Source organism: Alishewanella aestuarii B11, from assembly GCF_000280055.1.
Lineage (GTDB): Bacteria > Pseudomonadota > Gammaproteobacteria > Enterobacterales > Alteromonadaceae > Alishewanella > Alishewanella aestuarii.
In genome coordinates this window covers 30,278-46,765 of sequence record NZ_ALAB01000042.1, presented here as the reverse complement: position 1 = coordinate 46,765, position 16,488 = coordinate 30,278, and the positions used below count along the sequence as shown (strand labels likewise).

The 16,488-nt window shown below is 51.8% G+C and carries 15 protein-coding genes; 6 read left to right on the top strand and 9 right to left on the bottom strand.

All coding sequences use genetic code 11. The features are described 5' to 3' along the window. Window positions 1-55 precede the first annotated feature (55 nt). The 4 genes from AEST_RS16310 to seqA all read right to left on the bottom strand — a co-directional run bounded on the left by AEST_RS16310 (window position 56) and on the right by seqA (window position 5,972). Window positions 56-919, bottom strand: a complete 864-nt coding sequence (locus tag AEST_RS16310) for an ABC transporter substrate-binding protein (protein ID WP_008610382.1) — start codon at window positions 917-919, stop codon at window positions 56-58. A gap of 145 nt (window positions 920-1,064) precedes the next feature. Next, complete coding sequence (locus AEST_RS16305; RefSeq protein ID WP_039925701.1) at window positions 1,065-3,548, bottom strand: glycogen/starch/alpha-glucan phosphorylase; 2,484 nt, start codon at window positions 3,546-3,548, stop codon at window positions 1,065-1,067. A gap of 206 nt (window positions 3,549-3,754) precedes the next feature. Then, complete coding sequence (gene pgm / locus AEST_RS16300) at window positions 3,755-5,404, bottom strand: phosphoglucomutase (alpha-D-glucose-1,6-bisphosphate-dependent) (RefSeq protein WP_008610379.1); 1,650 nt, start codon at window positions 5,402-5,404, stop codon at window positions 3,755-3,757. A 31-nt stretch (window positions 5,405-5,435) separates the two neighbouring features. After that, complete coding sequence (gene seqA, locus AEST_RS16295; RefSeq protein ID WP_008610378.1) at window positions 5,436-5,972, bottom strand: replication initiation negative regulator SeqA; 537 nt, start codon at window positions 5,970-5,972, stop codon at window positions 5,436-5,438. 147 nt (window positions 5,973-6,119) lie between these two features. Here seqA and AEST_RS16290 point away from each other — a divergent pair, with 147 nt between their 5' ends. From AEST_RS16290 to fldA, 4 genes are all read left to right on the top strand, one after another. Then, a complete protein-coding gene (locus tag AEST_RS16290; RefSeq protein WP_008610377.1) occupies window positions 6,120-6,881 on the top strand; it encodes an alpha/beta fold hydrolase in 762 nt (253 codons plus the stop codon). Between the two features lie 63 nt (window positions 6,882-6,944). Then, window positions 6,945-7,142 (top strand): DUF2788 domain-containing protein, encoded by a 198-nt coding sequence (locus AEST_RS16285; protein WP_008610376.1) that lies wholly within the window; start codon window positions 6,945-6,947, stop codon window positions 7,140-7,142. An 11-nt stretch (window positions 7,143-7,153) separates the two neighbouring features. Beyond that, entirely contained in the window at window positions 7,154-7,426 is a 273-nt protein-coding gene (gene ybfE / locus AEST_RS16280; RefSeq protein ID WP_008610375.1) for a LexA regulated protein, read from the top strand. A gap of 13 nt (window positions 7,427-7,439) precedes the next feature. Continuing rightward, the gene (gene fldA, locus AEST_RS16275; RefSeq protein ID WP_008610374.1) at window positions 7,440-7,970 is read left to right on the top strand and encodes a flavodoxin FldA; all 531 of its coding nucleotides are present in this window, start codon (window positions 7,440-7,442) and stop codon (window positions 7,968-7,970) included. 53 nt (window positions 7,971-8,023) lie between these two features. Here fldA and AEST_RS16270 read toward each other — a convergent pair whose 3' ends face one another. After that, window positions 8,024-8,512 carry a DUF4442 domain-containing protein gene (locus AEST_RS16270; protein WP_008610369.1) on the bottom strand — a complete coding sequence of 163 codons (489 nt, stop codon included), beginning with the start codon at window positions 8,510-8,512 and terminating at the stop codon, window positions 8,024-8,026. Window positions 8,513-8,744: 232 nt separating this feature from the next. On the opposite strand from AEST_RS16270, the gene fur reads away from it, so the two are divergent. Then, complete coding sequence (gene fur / locus AEST_RS16265; RefSeq protein ID WP_008610368.1) at window positions 8,745-9,185, top strand: ferric iron uptake transcriptional regulator; 441 nt, start codon at window positions 8,745-8,747, stop codon at window positions 9,183-9,185. Between the two features lie 49 nt (window positions 9,186-9,234). Here fur and AEST_RS16260 read toward each other — a convergent pair whose 3' ends face one another. The 3 genes from AEST_RS16260 to AEST_RS16250 all read right to left on the bottom strand — a co-directional run bounded on the left by AEST_RS16260 (window position 9,235) and on the right by AEST_RS16250 (window position 11,500). Continuing rightward, entirely contained in the window at window positions 9,235-9,729 is a 495-nt protein-coding gene (locus tag AEST_RS16260) for a GNAT family N-acetyltransferase (protein WP_008610367.1), read from the bottom strand. Between the two features lie 95 nt (window positions 9,730-9,824). After that, a complete protein-coding gene (locus AEST_RS16255; protein WP_008610366.1) occupies window positions 9,825-10,751 on the bottom strand; it encodes an electron transfer flavoprotein subunit alpha/FixB family protein in 927 nt (308 codons plus the stop codon). After that, complete coding sequence (locus AEST_RS16250; RefSeq protein ID WP_008610365.1) at window positions 10,751-11,500, bottom strand: electron transfer flavoprotein subunit beta/FixA family protein; 750 nt, start codon at window positions 11,498-11,500, stop codon at window positions 10,751-10,753. The genes AEST_RS16255 and AEST_RS16250 overlap by 1 nt, the downstream gene beginning before the upstream one ends. Before the next feature lie 258 nt (window positions 11,501-11,758). Here AEST_RS16250 and AEST_RS16245 point away from each other — a divergent pair, with 258 nt between their 5' ends. Beyond that, window positions 11,759-13,405, top strand: coding sequence for an electron transfer flavoprotein-ubiquinone oxidoreductase (locus AEST_RS16245; RefSeq protein WP_039925697.1), 1,647 nt, complete (start codon window positions 11,759-11,761; stop codon window positions 13,403-13,405). A gap of 52 nt (window positions 13,406-13,457) precedes the next feature. On the opposite strand, the gene AEST_RS16240 is transcribed toward AEST_RS16245, so the two are convergent. Then, window positions 13,458-16,472: a ligand-binding sensor domain-containing diguanylate cyclase gene (locus AEST_RS16240; protein WP_008610363.1), complete on the bottom strand. Its 3,015-nt coding sequence runs from the start codon at window positions 16,470-16,472 to the stop codon at window positions 13,458-13,460. Window positions 16,473-16,488 lie beyond the last annotated feature (16 nt).

The window sequence follows — 16,488 nt, the reverse complement described above, 5'->3', positions numbered from 1 at the left end:
TTACCCTGTAAGCCGCAGCACGCCAAGTCGCATCGTGCTGAATATTCGCTGTTGGCTAAGGCTGAGCGCTGGGTACCTGATATTCGGGTCGCGCTAACTGGCGCTGGTTAAACTGCTGATAAGCCTCAGACTGCTCACCCGCCCATAAGTTTAATACCTCGATAAATTCCGGATCCTGACGCACCTGCGGCATCACACCGTTAATCATCTGCACCACCTGCTGCCCCCAGTCACTGCGGGCACAGCCGATCGCGCCGGGAATATGGTCTTGTTGTTGCTCCAGAATTGGCAAACTGCTCAGGGCCCCTTGCTGAGTGCGGTTAAAGTAGTTGGCGACAATAGGATAGTCGAGGGTGTAGTCCAGCCGGTCGGCCTGGATCATCTGCAGAATAGCAATCACGCCACCGGTGCCGGGCCGGGCCAGAAAAGGCGGATACTGATCCAGCAAAGGTTGTAATTCGGCGTAGCGGCGGCCCGCCGGATAGCCTAAACGGTATTGCCGCTGCTGCAACAAGCGTTCAAAGGCGACCGGGCTGCCGAAACGGCTGCTGAGCTCAAGTGCCATGCCAGGCTTGCTCAGTAAGCGATACGGCTCGTAGATATGGGTGGGTAGCGTAAAATTGGCCAGTTGATCATGGGCACCGCGGAAAATCATACAGGGAAAACACAGATTGATCTGATCGCCGAGAGCCTGCGCGATCCGCGGCTGCGGCATCAGCCAAACGGAGGCCTCCACTTCCGGCAAAGCGCGATGCACCGCCGCAATCAACGCATCGCAAATGCCTTTATTCTGATAAGGTCCATTAACAATATGAAAAGGTGGCGCATCATTGATCGCCCACTGAATGCGGCTGGGTGCCACTGCCAGGCTCGCGCCCGCCAGCAGCAACAGCATGCTGATCACAATACCATGCAACATATTGCAGCCTGGGAAAAAGGTTGAAAATCAGCATATAACATCTGCGGCAATAAAAAAAGGCAGCCAAAAGCGCTGCCTTTTTACAAAGTCTGATTTGTAGCCGGTGGTCAGATGGTCACGCCACTGGCTTAAACCTTTGTAGGAACTAGTTTTTAATCCGGCACGGCTTTAATTGCCACACCCGCTCTACATAATCTTCAATCGAGCGATCTGAGGTAAATTTACCAACCGAAGCGGTATTCAGAATGGCTTTTTCTGCCCACAGCGCTTTATCACGATACCAGGTATCCACTTTTTGCTGTGCCGCCAGGTAGGATTCAAAGTCAGCCAGCACCAGATAAGGGTCACCGCCTTGCAGTAAGCTGTGTTTAATCGCTGCTAACTCACCCGGTTTACCTGGCGTAAAGTAATCGGTTTCCAGCCAGTCCAGAATAGCTTTCAGCTCCGGATTATTATGGTAATAATCGTAACTGTTATAGCCGCTCTCATATAAGGCTTTCACTTCATCAACGGTTAAACCGAAGATCGCGATATTATCGTCACCAACTTCCTCAGCGATTTCAATATTGGCGCCATCCAGGGTACCGACCGTAATAGCACCGTTTAACGCCAGCTTCATATTACCGGTACCTGAGGCCTCTTTACCGGCGGTGGAGATCTGCTCCGAGACATCCGCGGCCGGGATCATCTTCTCAGCTAAGCTCACCCGGTAGTTTGGCATAAACACCACTTTAATACGGTTTTTCACCCGCTTATCGTGGTTGATCTTATCGGCGACCTTGTTAATCGCATAGATAATCTCTTTTGCCAGCTTATAGCCCGGTGCCGCCTTAGCACCAAACAGGAACACCCGAGGCACCATATCGTAATCGGGGTTTTGCAGAATACGCCGGTACAACGCCAAGATATGCAGCAGGTTCAGGTGCTGCCGTTTGTATTCATGCAGGCGTTTGATCTGCACATCAAACAGCGCCGCCGGGTCCACTTCAATCCGGGTCAGCTTTTTAATTTCCTTCGCCAGATCAGCTTTGTTCTGCTGCTTAATCGCCATAAAGTTATCCTGCAATGCAGGATCTTTAGCAAAGTCAGCCAGCTTATGCAGCTTTTTCAGATCGGTTGGCCAATCGTCACCGACCTTGGCATCCAGCAAGGTAGCCAGCCTTGGGTTACAGGCTTTTAACCAGCGCCGCGGTGTTACACCGTTAGTAACGTTAGTAAATTTATCCGGCCACAGCGCCACCATTTCCGGGAACAGATCAGATTTCACCAGCTTGGAGTGAATTTCTGCCACCCCGTTCACCTTAAAGGAGCCCACCACCGACAAATGCCCCATCCGCACCATCTGCTCATGGCCTTCTTCGATAATCGACAGCTTGCGCTTCTTCGCATCGTCACCCGGCCAGCGCATTTCTACCTGCTCAAGCAGGAAGCGGCGGTTAATTTCATAAATAATTTCGATATGCCGCGGCAGCACTTTTTCAAATAAGCGCAGTGGCCATTTTTCCAGGGCTTCTGGCAATAAGGTATGGTTAGTGTAGGCAAATACCTGCTGACAAATCGCCCAGGCGTCATCCCATGCCATTTCAGCACGGTCAACCAGAATCCGCATCAGTTCCGGGATCGCCACCGCCGGGTGGGTATCGTTTAATTGAATGACAACCTGCTTGCCAAAGTGGCTCCAGTCATCGCCATGGCGACGCTTATAGCGGCGGATAATGTCTTTTAACGAGCAGGAGCAGAAGAAATACTGCTGAATCAGACGCAGCTCTTTACCGGCATCAGTTTCATCGTTCGGGTACAGGACCTTAGAGATGTTTTCCGCTTCCACGTTTTCCCGCGCGGCATCAATATAACCGCCGGAGTTAAACACGTCCCAGTTAAAGAAGTCAGAGGCGCGGCTTTCCCACAAGCGCAATACGTTTACCGCACCGCCATCATAGCCGACGATAGGAATATCCCACGGCACCCCCTTGATGATCCGGCCCGGGTGCCAGACTTTTTTCATCTGGCCTTGTAAGTCAAATACGGTTTCGACATAGCCATACACGGCAATTTCCTGCACCGATTCCGGGCGGCAAATTTCCCACGGGTTACCGTACTCACGCCAGCTATCCGGCCGCTCAATTTGCCGGCCATCCTGGAAGCTCTGCTGGAACAGGCCGTTCTCATAGTGAATGCCGTAACCCACGGCCGGGTAATTTAACGTCGCCAGTGATTCGATAAAGCAGGCTGCCAGACGACCCAGGCCGCCGTTACCCAGCGCCATATCCTCTTCCTGCTGCTCCAGATCGGCAATATCCAGCCCCAGCTCAGCCAGTGCCTGTTTGGCGTCCTGATAAATCCCAAGGTTATGCAGGTTATTGCTGAACATCCGCCCCATCAGATACTCGAGGCTAAAATAGTGCAGCGCCCGGGTATCTTGCTCATAATGGGTGCGTTGGGTATTGCGCAGGCCATCGAAAACCTGCTCGTTTACCGCAGCACAGGTCGCGCGCCACCAGGCCTGATGGCTGGCTTTATTAACGTCGGTGCCAAGCGTGGAGTGTAAGTGTTTGATAATACTTTCTTTAAGCTGCTCAGTGGCAGTGTTGGCAGCCTTTGCTGCCGAAGCTGTAGAGGTCTTTTTCATTGCCAGTCCCAAATGTATTCGCCACAGTCAGCGATGTTACACAGTTATAATTGTAGAAAAATTACAAAAACAATACCGCAAAATCGCACTTTTGGCAAAGGCTACCCATCATTTCGTAAGTTAATTACATAACTAACTGTCAGTACGCAAGTAACAAAAAAGGGGTTAGCCTTATCTAACCCCTTACTTTTAAGTCCTTTTTATATTCAACTGTTCGCAAATACCGCTGCCACAAAGGCTTTCGCATCCTGTTCCAGTTGCTCCAGATGTGCCTGATCGACAAAGCTCTCCAGATAGATTTTATAGGCATTTTCGGTGCCAGAAGGACGGGCGGCAAACCAGCCGTTTTTGGTAACGACCTTAACGCCGCCGATGCCGGCATTATTACCCGGCGCCTTGGTCAGCACCGCAGTGATGGGATCGCCGGCCAGGCTGGTGGCCTTAACACTGCTGACATCCAGATTTTTCAGCGCGGCTTTCTGTGCCGCAGACGCCGGTGCATCCAGACGCCGGTATAGTGGCGAACCTAGCTTACGGGTTAACGCCTGATACTGCAGATAAGGGTCAACCCCGGTTTTTGCCAGCATTTCGGCGGCCAGTAAGCCCAGAATAAAGCCATCTTTATCGGTCGACCAGACAGTGCCATTATGGCGAAGGAAACTGGCGCCGGCACTTTCTTCGCCACCAAAGGCGATCTCGCCTTTATGTAAGCCATCGACAAACCATTTAAAGCCGACCGGCACTTCGCTTAGCACCCGGCCCTGCGCCGCAACCACACGGTCAATCAGCGCACTGGACACCAGGGTTTTACCAATAGCCAGCTCAGCGCCCCATTGTGGCCGGTTGGCCAGCAGATAGTTAATGGCAACGGCCAGATAATGATTCGGGTTCATCAGACCGCCACTACGGGTCACTATGCCATGGCGGTCAAAATCCGGATCATTGCCAATGGCAATATCAAATTGATCTTTCAGTTGAATTAAACCGGCCATCGCATGCGCTGACGAGCAATCCATGCGGATTTTGCCGTCTTTATCCAGCGACATAAAACTAAAAGACGGATCGATCTTGTCATTGACCACGGTGATATTCAGGCCATAGCGCTCAGCAATTCTGGGCCAGAACGCAATGCCCGAACCGCCCATCGGATCGACGGCAATACGAATGCCGGCTTTGGCAATGGCCGCCATATCAATCACGTTTTCTAAGTCATCAACATAGTGCTGAATATAATCAATGTGCTGACAATAGCCGGACTGAATCGCCAGTGCATAAGGCATCATCCGTACGCCTTCCAGATCTTTAGCTAACAGCTCGTTGGCGCGCTTTTCAATCCAATCGGTGACATCGTTATCCGCCGGACCACCGTGCGGCGGGTTGTATTTAATGCCGCCGTCTTCCGGTGGATTATGCGAAGGCGTAATCACGATACCGTCGGCCAGTTGGCTGCTTTCACCGTCGTTGTGGGTCAGGATAGCGTGGGAAATGACGGGTGTCGGGGTATAACCTAAGTCTTTCTGGATGCAGACCTGAATTTTATTGGCAATCAGCACTTCCAGTGCGCTGGCAAAGGCCGCTTCTGACAAAGCATGGGTATCTTTACCCAAAAATAATGGCCCGGTAATGCCCTGTTTTTTCCGATACTCGGCAATTGCCTGACAAACAGCCAGTACGTGTGGCTCATTAAAGGTGTGCTGCAAGGCGCTACCGCGATGGCCGGAAGTACCAAAACTGACTTTATGCTCCGGATGTTGATGCACATCGGGCTCCAGTACATAGTAAGCCGTCATCAACCGGCAGATATTCGGAATAAGTTCGTTTGGAACCGGCTGACCTGCCAGCGGATGTAATGACATGGGCACTTCCTTTTTTGCGTAATTCAGTTAATCAGAGTAAGTCGCGGATACGCTCAGCATCTTCAGCACTATAGCCAAGTTTGATGGCAGTTTCAGTTAGCATCATTTTTTTCCGGGTGGTATTAGAATTGGTGATCACCCAGAAGTTAGTATTAGGAATTTGCTTCGGGTTAGTGCTGCTCCCCGCTTCGTTTAACGCCTCGGCCGAGGTACCAAAATACAGCCGGTTACGACCTTTAATCTCCAGCACCTTGGCAAAATCTTTTTTGTGCACCCGCGCCAAAACCGATAACAGGTATAAAAAGCGGCCAACGATATTCTGCTCGGTTTGTAAATCCTGTGGTGTCACCAGATCAAAAATATTGCCGGCTTTGGCGCTGGTCACTGGCTCGGTCTGGGCTGCCGCTGCCGGCTCAGCGCTGACGGCGGCGGCTGACGCTGTCACACCGGCTTTCAACGGCGCGCCAGGTAATAAACGACGCAGGATATCTGAGGCACTTTCGCCGATACGCTGGGTCTGCCCCGCGATAAACTGATAAAGATCGTCGTCAATTTCAATGGTTTTCATAGTGTTAATCCGTTACCTCAAATTGGCCTGATTATATACCCAAAGCAGCAAAAGATGCGAGTTTCCGCCGGCGCCTGACGCAGGGCCGATGTTTTGCTAGAATAGCCCGCTAATGCAATCAGTCTATCAGCCAAAAGAGTAGCGGTTATGATGCTAAATTATCAACTCAGCGGTCAGGGGCCGCTGGTGGTGCTGATCCACGGCCTGTTCGGCAGCTTTGAAAATCTGGGTGTCATTGCCCGCGCCTTACAGGATGAATTTCAGGTACTGAATATCGATGTGCGTAACCATGGCCGTTCGCCACAGAGTAGCGACATGAGTTATCCGTTACTGGCCGCTGATCTGGCAGAAACGCTGGACAGTCTGGCACTAACGCCCTTTGCACTGCTTGGCCATTCAATGGGTGGCAAAATTGCCATGCAATTTGCGCTGCAAAACACGACGAAACCACAGCGCCTAATTCTGGCCGATATCGCCCCGGTCGGTTATCCGCCGCGGCATAACAGTATCTTCGCCGGGCTGAAAAGCCTTGATTTAAGTACGCTAAGCAGCCGGGCCGAAGCCGATCAGCTGCTGGCGGCCTATATAAAGGAAGCCGGCGTGCGGCAGTTTTTATTAAAAAGTCTGGATAAAACCGAGACCGGCTTTCGCTGGCGTTTTAATCTTGCTGCCTTAAGTACGCATTATCAGGCGTTAATTGGTGCACCAGTGGCGGAGGGCGTGTTTGACGGCCCGACACTCTTTATCAAAGGCGGCAACTCAGATTACATCTTAGCGGAGCACAGACCCACTATTCTGGCCCATTTTCCGGCGGCACAGGCCAAGGTGATCGAAGGCACCGGCCACTGGTTACATGCTGAGAAACCTGCTGCTTTTAATAAAATTGTCCGCGATTTTTTATTGAGCTAGCGCAGAAAAAGGCGGGCCAATTGTGCTATAGTGCGCGCACTTTTTTCGGGACGACCAATACGCATGAATGTAGAGCAGTTTGAAAGCATTGGCTTATGGCTGGGTTTAGGTGCCCTGTACATCTTTATCGTACTGGCGATCCGGGATGTACTGAAGAAAAGTCAGGCTCCGAAAATCGGGCAATTTTTTGTCTGGCTGGTGCTATTTTTATCACCGCTGGTCTTTATCGTGAAAAGTGTAATGCAGTATTTTTTCGAATAAGAGGCGACGTCATGGCGAAAATAGCCACCGATCGCACCACCATTGATTTATTTGCGCTGGACAAGCGCCCCGGCAGACCAAAAACCAACCCCCTGCCGCGGGAAGAACAGTTAAAACTGAACAAGCGCAACCAAATCAAGCGCGATCGCGTAAAAGGGTTAAAGCGTATCGAATGTAAGGTGTCAGAGCAGCTGTGTGACAAACTCGATCAGGCAGCGGCTTTGGCCAAGATGACACGCAGTAATTTTATTGAACATCTGTTAGAACAGGCTTTGGCCAGGTAAGAAGGCGTTAACTATGGCAACAGTGGGTATTTTTTTTGGTAGCGATACCGGTAACACCGAACATATCGCCAAAATGATCCAGAAAGAGCTGGGTAAAAACTTAATCGATATTCGTGATATCGCGAAAAGCAGCAAAGAAGATATTGCAAGCTTCGATCTGCTGCTGCTCGGGATCCCAACCTGGTACTACGGCGAAGCCCAATGCGACTGGGATGATTTCTTCCCGGAATTAGAAAATATCGACTTTAATAACAAGCTGGTCGCGATTTTCGGCTGTGGCGATCAGGAAGATTACGCTGAGTACTTCCTGGATGCGATGGGCACCCTGCGCGATATTATCGAGCCGAAAGGCGCCATTATTGTCGGCCATTGGCCAACTGCCGGTTATAACTTTGTCGCTTCCAAAGCGCTGGTCGATGACAACCACTTTGTTGGCCTGGGTATTGATGAAGATCGTCAGCCGGAACTAACCGAGCAACGGGTTAAGCAATGGTGCAAACAAATTTATGATGAAATGAGCCTGGCGGAATTTGCCAAGCTGTAAGCTACCTTTGTAGCAGCAGCTCACAGCAGAAAAAGCCGGTTCGCCGGCTTTTTTTATGCCTTAGTTGCTGACTCGGTTGCGCGGTACTTTGGCTTTTTCCGGATATAGACAGTGCGATTGACTTCGCATACCACCTGGTTATTAGTATCTTTAATATGCACCAGAAACTGCGGAAAAGACTTCTCGCCGCCGTCGGTCTCACGTTTAACCTGCTCCACCATCTCATCCGACAGCCAGAACTCAGCGGTTAAACGGCTGTAACCCGGTTTGATATAGTTGATATCGGCCTGTTTATCCCACACCAGATATTCTTTACCCAGGGCGCCCATTAGCAGCAACGGATAAATCGGATCGGTCATCGCAAACATCGAACCACCAAACTGGCTACTATTAATATTGCGGGTCCAGGGCCGTGATTTCAGCTCGACCCGGCAATAGCGATAGTCGCTGCTCAGCTCCGCGACCTTAATGCCACTGAAAAAAAACGGTGGCCAGAAATTCAGTAAATGGCGCATCACGCCCGGTTTAAATGCCCAACGCATAAATCACTCTCTGGTATGACCTGTGGAGTGCATTCTACCCGGCTTTTCGATTTCAGCAAGTTTGGTAACGCCTATCACGACAAATCAGCAGCAGTGCCCTCAACGAAACAGCTGTAAAACCAAGCAGTATGCGTCCAGATGTTCAACTAAAAATAGAAAAGGGATAAAGCAATTGAATATAAAACTAATCTCTTTATAATCCCTGTAAGTTCACGTTTAGATAAGAGTTGCTATGAACGATCATAATACCGAGTTACGTAAGGCTGGCTTAAAAGTCACACTGCCACGGGTGAAGATCCTGGAGATCCTGCAGGATCCGAAAAACCAGCATATCAGTGCCGAAGATGTATATAAGCTATTACTGGACATCGGTGAGGATATCGGTCTGGCGACCGTATACCGGGTACTAAACCAGTTTGATGATGCTGGCATTTTAACCCGCCACCATTTCGAAGGCGGTAAGTCAGTGTTCGAGTTGGCCGGCGCCAACCACCACGACCATTTAGTTTGCCTGAAGTGCGGCAAGGTGGTTGAGTTTGAAGACGACACCATCGAGCAGCGCCAGCTGGCGATTGCCAAACAGCATGGTATTAAACTGACTCACCACAGCTTATATATGTATGGTGAGTGTGAAGACACCGTGCAGTGCAAGAAAAACAGCGAGCAGAACTAACTACTGGCTCTGAATAAAAAAACCGCCCACCGGCGGTTTTTTATTGCCCTTAAGCCGTATTTCGCAGCCGCGACATCACCAGCGCACTGATATAGTTGCCGTATTGATAGGCATAATCGGCCAGTTCGGCTTCAACTTCAAAGCCAAAGCGTTCATACAGTGCAATGGCTGACTCGTTACTGCTGTATACCAGCAGCTCCACCCGCCGCAGGGCCAACCAGTTATCGGCTAAATCCAGCGCGGCACGTAACAAGGCCGAACCAATACCCTGCCCCTGGAATGGCTCAGATACGCCCATACCAAATTCCGCCACATGCCGTCGCCGCGGGTTTTGCATCACCTGTAACCCGAGCTGCCCCACCACCTGGCCGTCGAGCTCTGCCACCAGATTATAAAAACCCGGCTGTGGCTCAAACAGACTCTGCCACTTAGCTTGCGGTTGAAACGGCAGCTGCAACGTATTGGCATAGACGCTGGGTTGGTCATAGATGGCTTTGACGGCGGCTAAATCGGCCGGCTCGGCATGGCGGATCACAGGTGGCATAAGGTTTCTCCCTGAAGTACATTGATATACTAAGTTTGCGGCATAAAAAAAGCCAGCGGCGAGGCTGGCTTAGTTGGGCATTAGGTTTTACCGGCCTAGAGCGCAGCTTCCAACTCCGGTAATACGCTAAAGAGATCGCCGACCAGACCATAATCAGCGACCTGGAAAATCGGTGCTTCCGGATCTTTGTTGATAGCGACGATCACTTTTGAGTCTTTCATACCAGCCAGATGCTGGATAGCGCCAGAAATACCGACGGCAATGTACAGATCAGGTGCCACAATTTTACCGGTCTGACCGACCTGCATATCATTTGGCACAAAACCGGCATCGACCGCAGCGCGCGAGGCACCAATGGCAGCGTTCAGCTTATCGGCAATCCCATTTAACAGCGCAAAGTTTTCGCCATTTTGCATGCCGCGGCCACCGGAGATAATCACCCGGGCAGCCGTCAGCTCTGGCCGCTCTGATTTGGTCAGCTCTTCGGCAACAAAGCTGGATACGCCTAAATCTTTTACCACAGCGACGGCCTCAATAGGCGCGTTATTGCCGGTAGCTGCCGCAGCAAAGGCTGCACTACGAACTGTTAATACTTTAATGGCATCAGCCGATTGTACGGTAGCGATAGCATTACCGGCATAGATTGGCCGTACAAAGGTATCGGCACTTTCAATGGCGATAATGTCAGAAATTTGCGCCACATCTAACAGTGCCGCTACCCGTGGTAGCATATTCTTACCACCGGTGGTGGCTGCTGCCAGAATATGACTATAACCGGCACCTAACTCTGCCACTAAGGCAGCGACGTTTTCTGCCAGCTGATGTGCATAAGGCGCGGCATCGGCCAGCAATACCTTGCTAACACCGGCAATGCTCGCGGCTTCAGCTGCCGCAGCCTGACACGCCTGACCAGCAACCAGCACATGGATTTCACCACCAAGCTGACTGGCAGCCTGTACGGTTTTAAAGGTATCCGCCTTCAGCGCACTATTGTTATGTTCAGCTATTACCAGAATGCTCATCAGATCACCTTTGCTTCATCTTTTAACTTGGCTACCAATTCGGCGACGCTTTCTACCTTCACTCCGGCCTGACGGCTTGGTGGTGTCGTCACTTTCAGCGTATTGACCTTACTTTCCAGTGCCACGCCCAGGCTATCGGCAGCTTTGACATCCAGCGGCTTTTTCTTCGCTTTCATAATATTCGGTAAGGAGGCATAGCGCGGCTCATTTAAACGCAGATCCGTAGATACTATGGCCGGCAGTGTCAAGGCAACCGTTTGCAGACCACCGTCAATCTCACGAGTCACCTGCACCTTACCGTCTGCTACCACCACTTTCGACGCGAACGTACCTTGCCCCATACCGGTTAAGGCCGCCAGCATCTGTGCCGTTTGGTTATTATCCGAATCGATGGCTTGCTTCCCCATAATCACCAGCTGTGGCTGTTCTTCTGCGACCACCTTGGCCAGTAACTTGGCCACTTGCAGTGAATCCAGGTTCAGTTCAGTCTCCAGCTGCAGCGCACGATCGGCGCCCAGCGCCAGCGCGGTACGCAGCTGTTCTTGTGCGGCTTTATTCCCGATAGTGACCACCACGACCTCAGTGGCAACGCCGGCTTCTTTTAAACGCACGGCTTCTTCCACCGCAATTTCGCAGAATGGGTTTAACGCCATCTTCACGTTCGCCAGATCCACACCACTGTTATCCGGTTTAACCCGAACCTTAACGTTGTAATCGATAACCCGTTTTACCGGAACTAGTATCTTCATAATGGCCTCATCTGAATGCGACAACCCTTGCCCGGGCTGCTTTACGTGCAGGTAAACTAATAACTTTGAGTATGGCCGACAATCTACTTCCTGTTGACGTTAACGTCAACCTGCAATATCCTGCTACCCTCAATAAATTCCCATGTTTATAAAAAATTCTGTAAACAATAGCATCCACAAAACAGGCGGCTGTGCCAAAGCTCAGGCATACTCTACAACAAACACAGCCTAACCTGCCAACGCAAGAGAGGTAACCCGGTGGAAAGAGAAGCAATGGAATACGATGTGGTCATCGTTGGCGCAGGCCCGGCGGGGCTGTCGGCTGCTATTCGTTTAAAGCAACAGGCCGAAAGCGCAGGCCAGGAGATCAGTGTTTGTGTGGTAGAAAAAGGCTCTGAAGTCGGCGCCCATATTTTATCCGGTGCTGTCTTTGAACCACGCGCGCTGAACGAACTGTTCCCGGATTGGGCAGAGCGCGGCGCACCGCTTAATACCCCGGTCACCCATGATGATATCTATTTGTTTAGTGATGAGCAGAATGCGCGCAAGCTACCGGGCTTTGCCGTACCAAAGACCATGCATAACAGCGGTAACTATATTATCTCAGCCGCTAACCTGTGCCGCTGGCTGGCGGAGCAAGCCGAAGCGCTTGGCGTAGAGATTTTCCCGGGCTTTGCCGCCAGTGAGCTGGTACTGGAAGATAACAGGGTCAAAGGTATTCTGATTGGTGATATGGGCCTGGATCGCGAAGGCCAACCCAAAGACAGCTTTACCCCCGGCATGGCATTACTGGCCAAATACACCCTGTTTGCCGAAGGCTGCCGCGGCCATCTGGGCAAACAACTGATTAAACACTTTGCGCTGGATGACGGCAAGTCGCCGCAGCATTATGCGATTGGCTTTAAAGAAATCTGGGATGTGCCGGCCGAACAGCATCATGCTGGTTTGGTGGTGCACTCTGCCGGTTGGCCGCTTAACGATGCCAGCGGCGGTGGCTATCTCTATCATGCTGAAGGTCAGCAGGTCGTGGTCGGTTTAATTATTGACCTGAACTACAGCAACCCTTACCTGAACCCCTTTGAAGAGTTTCAGCGCTATAAGCAGCATCCGACACTAAAACAATATTTAAAAGGCGGTAAGCGCGTGTCCTATGGTGCCCGCGCTATTGCCAAAGGTGGCCTGAACAGCCTGCCGAAAATGAGTTTTAATGGTGGTTTATTAATTGGCTGTGATGCCGGCACCCTGAACTTTGCCAAGATTAAAGGCAATCATACCGCGATGAAATCCGGCATGCTGGCGGCCGAAGTGGTCGCCCAGGCCTTATTAAGTGGCGATAACGGTGGTCAGGATCTGACCGGCTTTGCCAGTGCCTTTGCAAACAGCTGGTTGTACGATGAGCTGTACCGCTCGCGTAATTTCGGCCCGGCGATCCATAAGTTCGGCACCTTCTGGGGCGGCGCCTTTAATACTTTGGATCAAAACTGGTTTGGTGGTCGCTTACCGCTGACCTTAAAAGACGAACAGCACGATTATGCCCAGCTAAAACCGGCTGCCAGTTGCAGCCCTATTGTTTATCCGAAGCCGGATAATCAAATCAGTTTCGATCGCTTAAGCTCGGTTTACCTGTCGAATACCAACCATGAAGAAGAACAACCCTGCCATCTGAAACTGAGAGATGCCAGCATTCCGATCCAGGTGAACCTGGCTAAGTATGCTGAGCCGGCCCAGCGCTACTGCCCGGCTGGCGTTTATGAAATAGTCGAAGAGCAGGATAAAGGGCCGCGACTGCAGATCAATGCCCAAAACTGCATTCACTGTAAAACCTGTGATATTAAAGATCCGAGCCAGAATATTACCTGGGTGACACCAGAGGGCGGTGGTGGTCCTAACTATCCGAATATGTAAACTACCCCGATAGCTAAGTTCAGCACGGGCGCCAGCAGGCGCCCGTTTTATTTTATACCTGCTCAGTCTGTTGCCGGGTCAGACGCTCACTGATATCGGCGCTGGCAATAGCGCTAAAGGCACCCGACTGCAACATTTGCGCAACTTCGCGCTGCAGCCAATCACCGGCATTCAGAGCTTTAGCCTGCGGCCTCAGCATTAACCAACCCGCCTTGCCCTGGCATTTCACCTGATACAGGGCTTTATCGGCCAGCGCCAGCGCCTGGGTCCAACTCCAGCCACTATTATCCGGTAACGGGTACTGCACCGCCCCCACTGAGCAACTAAGCTTAAACGGCAATTCCGAGGCAATGACCCAGGGTTCATCGGCCACTGCCTGCAGCAAGCGGTTTAAAAAGGCGATGGGGTCGTCCTGCTGCTCCTGAATAATTAAAAACTCCTCACCGCCCCAGCGAATCAGATGATCTGATTGCCTCAGCAGACGTTTTAACAGCGCCGCCATTTGCCGCAGTACCGCATCACCGGCCTGATGCCCCAGCAGATCATTAACCTTTTTAAAATTGTCCAAATCCAGCAATACACACAACAGCGGCTTCTGCTGGCGGCGGGCGCGTGCCAGTATCGCCTCCTGTGTTTGCTGTAAATAGTGCCGGTTGTGCAAACCGGTGAGTGCATCGGTAACACTGAGCAGCTGTAAGCGCTGATTAAGCAGTTCCAACTGCTGGTTGGCGTTATTCAGCTCCCGGGTCCGTTCGCTGACCATCAGCTCTAGTTTAGACTGCAGTCTGGCCAAATGACTTAAACGGTAGCGATGCAATGCAAATAACCCACTTAACAACAGCAGCAGTAACACCACATAAAACCAATATTGTTCATACCAATGCGCCTGAATGCTGAAGGTCTGGCTGACGACCTCACTCCATTCGCCCTCACCGCGAAACCGCGCCTGAACTTCAAACGTCAGCTCGCCTGGCGGCAGATTGGTATAAAAGGCCTGGCGTCTGTCGCTGACCTCTGTCCAATCCTGTTCATAACCGAGTAAGCGGTAGCGGAAAATCAGGGTGCGCGGCCGGTAATAGGCCGGCGCAGTAAACTGGATTTCCAGATCGCGCTGGGCGGCGCCCAGCTTGATTGTCTGCCCTGAGGGGTAATACAGCTGCTCGGCAAGCAATTGTTCAATCAGTACCTCAGGTACCGGACGTTGCTCCGTCAGCGCATCCAGTTCAATGGCTACCAGTCCTTTCAGGCTGGGCAGGTAGATCCCCCGCCGCCATTTAGCACCCTTGCTGTTACCGGCACCATTACAACAACGTAAGCCGTCGACCCCGGCCTCAGGACCAATATCATCAATAATAATGCTGGCGACGAGCTCACCGCCGGTCAGCAGTTCTGAGGCCAGGCGATAGACGCCATTAAAGTTTGAAATCACTAAGCCTTTATCGGTTTCGGCCAGATAAATCACATCCGCATTGGGCAGTCCTTGCTGTGGCAGGATCTTCTGCCAGCCGCCCCGCGGGTCCTCGATGGCAAAGCCGTGCTGCAAGGTTCCCAGCACGATCCGGCCGTCACTCAGTTGTGTGATATAGCTGATATAAATATCGCTAAGCAACGGATCCTCGATGGCAGTCAATTGCTTACCATCCCAGACATAGGCACCGCGTGGCGTCCCCAGCCACAGCCGATCCTGACTGTCGCGCAGGATCACCCGAAAACGTGTCACCGGCAATCCAAGCTGCTCGGCCATAGATTCGGGCTCATTACTGCCCGGTAGCAGCCGGTACAGGCCATCAAAACTGGCGATCCAGATACTGCCGTCATTACGCTCTACGATACCGTTGATTTGAATATGATCCAGCGCCGGATAACGCTGTACCTGCTGGTAATCGGCACTGATACGGTTTAAGCCGCGGCGGGTGCCGGCCCACAAGGTGCCGTCAGCCTGTCGGTACAGTGAGTATACGACCGGGTGCGATAGCCGCTCCGGGGCAATTTTGCGCTCAAACCGCTGCCCATCAAAGCCAGCCAGGCCACCATTGTGGCCGACCAATAACTCATGCTCTGTGGGCCAGAGCGCCCAGACATAGGGATCTGAGCTGGCAGGATCAACCTGATAGTTAGTTGTAGCATCCGATCGAAAGCGCAGCAAGCCATGCGTTTTGCTACCAAACCACAACAAACCGTCCCGGCTTTGGTAGGCACTAACCAGCCAACCAATATTCGGCAGTTGCCGTAAATCAGTACGGGAAATGAGCTGATCACCATGGAACTGCAGCAGTTCATGATAGGTTGCCACCCACAGTTGTTGTTGCTGCCGGAACAGCAGCAACACCTCGTCCTGTACCTGATGTTGTGTCAGACTTACCTTACCATCAGCATAGCGCCACAAGCCTTGAGGGGTGGCGAGCAGAATGCCGTCACCATCAGCCAGCATCCGGGTCACTAACCAACCTGGCTCAGGGTGCTGATAACGCTCCTGCCAGCCCTGCTCAGTCCAGAACGCCAAATAGCCCGGGCCAGCTATCCATAACTGCTCACCGTCAACCAACAAACTGGAAACCGGCCGCGGTGGCACTGCCAGTACACTCAACTGCCCCTGCTCCAACAACAGTAGTTGCTCGGCGGCAATAAAGACCCGGCCAGAGGCTGTTTCGGCCATAGCCTCGACACTGCCGACACTTTGGCCATTTAGGGTGAGTTCGGCAAACTGCTGCTGACGGTAACGGATAAGTTTGTCAGAGCTGCCAATCAGTACGTCACCGCCAGCAGTGGTGTGCAGGGTGCGTAATAACGGATTGCGAAACAGCGGTGAATGGCTGGCATTAAATACCTGAAAACGGTTGCCATCAAAGCGGGCCAGCCCGCCTTCGGTTGCCAGCCACATATTGCCTTGCTGATCCTGGGTAATCGCCACGACCGATACTTGTGGCAGGCCATGCTCCGTATTCCAGATCCGCTGGTGTAGCTGAGAAAACGGTTTAACCTCGGTTCCGGCCTGTGCTGTCGAGCCGGCAAGCCATAACATCATGCCTGATAGCAACACCAAGAGTAGTTTCTGCCATAACTGCATCGCACAGACTCCGGAT

Coding starts and splice junctions, on each gene's coding strand:
- AEST_RS16310 (WP_008610382.1), bottom strand. CDS start 919: ATGTTGCATGGTATTGTGATCAGCATGCTGTTGCTGCTGGCGGGCGCG.
- AEST_RS16305 (WP_039925701.1), bottom strand. CDS start 3,548: ATGAAAAAGACCTCTACAGCTTCGGCAGCAAAGGCTGCCAACACTGCC.
- pgm (WP_008610379.1), bottom strand. CDS start 5,404: ATGTCATTACATCCGCTGGCAGGTCAGCCGGTTCCAAACGAACTTATT.
- seqA (WP_008610378.1), bottom strand. CDS start 5,972: ATGAAAACCATTGAAATTGACGACGATCTTTATCAGTTTATCGCGGGG.
- AEST_RS16290 (WP_008610377.1), top strand. CDS start 6,120: ATGATGCTAAATTATCAACTCAGCGGTCAGGGGCCGCTGGTGGTGCTG.
- AEST_RS16285 (WP_008610376.1), top strand. CDS start 6,945: ATGAATGTAGAGCAGTTTGAAAGCATTGGCTTATGGCTGGGTTTAGGT.
- ybfE (WP_008610375.1), top strand. CDS start 7,154: ATGGCGAAAATAGCCACCGATCGCACCACCATTGATTTATTTGCGCTG.
- fldA (WP_008610374.1), top strand. CDS start 7,440: ATGGCAACAGTGGGTATTTTTTTTGGTAGCGATACCGGTAACACCGAA.
- AEST_RS16270 (WP_008610369.1), bottom strand. CDS start 8,512: ATGCGTTGGGCATTTAAACCGGGCGTGATGCGCCATTTACTGAATTTC.
- fur (WP_008610368.1), top strand. CDS start 8,745: ATGAACGATCATAATACCGAGTTACGTAAGGCTGGCTTAAAAGTCACA.
- AEST_RS16260 (WP_008610367.1), bottom strand. CDS start 9,729: ATGCCACCTGTGATCCGCCATGCCGAGCCGGCCGATTTAGCCGCCGTC.
- AEST_RS16255 (WP_008610366.1), bottom strand. CDS start 10,751: ATGAGCATTCTGGTAATAGCTGAACATAACAATAGTGCGCTGAAGGCG.
- AEST_RS16250 (WP_008610365.1), bottom strand. CDS start 11,500: ATGAAGATACTAGTTCCGGTAAAACGGGTTATCGATTACAACGTTAAG.
- AEST_RS16240 (WP_008610363.1), bottom strand. CDS start 16,472: ATGCAGTTATGGCAGAAACTACTCTTGGTGTTGCTATCAGGCATGATG.